The sequence below is a fragment of the Microbacterium sp. ISL-103 genome, assembly GCF_018613995.1.
Taxonomy (GTDB): domain Bacteria; phylum Actinomycetota; class Actinomycetes; order Actinomycetales; family Microbacteriaceae; genus Microbacterium.
Genome location: NZ_JAGGPD010000492.1, coordinates 397 through 1,613, shown reverse-complemented (window position 1 = coordinate 1,613; position 1,217 = coordinate 397). Strand labels below are relative to the sequence as shown.

At 68.3% G+C, this 1,217-nt stretch carries 1 protein-coding gene; it reads left to right on the top strand.

The features are described from left to right. Positions 1-1,217: FAD-binding dehydrogenase (locus J7E68_RS16470; RefSeq protein WP_215174417.1), on the top strand; the 1,217-nt coding region annotated here is incomplete at both ends.

Genomic DNA, 1,217 nt, shown 5'->3' with positions numbered 1-1,217 from the left:
ACCTCGGGGGTCAGGCGTGGTGGTCGTTCGGCGGACTGTTCCTCATCGATTCTCCCGAACAGCGTCGCATGGGCATCAAGGACTCCCTCGCTCTGGCGACGCAGGATTGGTTCGGCACCGCATCGTTCGACCGCGCGGAAGACCATTGGCCGCGTCGATGGGCGGAGGCCTACCTGCAGTTCGCCGCGGGCGAGAAACGAGCGTGGCTCCGCGAGCGCGGCGTCGGCTTCTTCCCCGTGGTCGGCTGGGCTGAGCGGGGCGGATACGGGGCCCTCGGCCCCGGCAACTCCGTGCCGCGGTTCCACATCACCTGGGGCACGGGCCCGGGCGTCGTGGCCCCGTTCGCGGCCGCCGTCGAGCAGGGCGAGCGCGAGGGACGACTGACGATCCTCCCCCGCCACCGGGTCACCGCACTCGTCAGCACCGACGGGGCGATCACCGGCGCGCGCGGGGCGATCCTCGAATCGACCCCGGCCGCGCGTGGCGTCGAGTCGTCGCGCGAGGTGATCGGCGATTTCGAGATCAGCGCCGCTGCGACGATCGTCTCGTCGGGCGGCATCGGCGGCAACCACGACCTCGTCCGGGCAGCGTGGCCGCAGAGCCTCGGAGTGCCGCCCCAGAAGATGCTCACCGGGGTGCCCGCGTATGTCGACGGTTCGATGCACGCCGTATCCGAGGCGGCGGGCGCCCGGCTCATAAACGGCGACCGCATGTGGCATTACGTCGAGGGCATCAAGAACTGGGACCCGGTGTGGCCGTCGCACGGCATCCGCATCCTTCCCGGTCCCTCCTCTCTCTGGCTGGACGCGACGGGCAGACGGCTGCCTGTGCCGCCGCTCTTTCCCGGCTTCGACACTCTGGGCACGCTCGCCCACCTGCGAACCACCGGATACGACCATTCCTGGTTCGTCACATCGCGTCAGATCGTCGAGAAGGAGTTCGCCCTCTCGGGCAGCGAGCAGAATCCTGATCTCACAGGAAAGGACGTCGGTCTGCTGCTGAAGTCGAGACTCGCCAAGGGGCCGACAGGTCCGGTGCAGGCGTTCCTCGATGAGGGAGAGGACTTCATCGTCGAGAACGATCTCGAATCGCTGCTCGAGCAGATGACGCGTCACCCGGGCGGCGAGTCGCTCGACATCGATCACGTCCGCCGCGAGGTCGTCGCCCGGGATCTCGAGATGGACAACGAGTTCACCACGGATGCGCAGATCGGGATG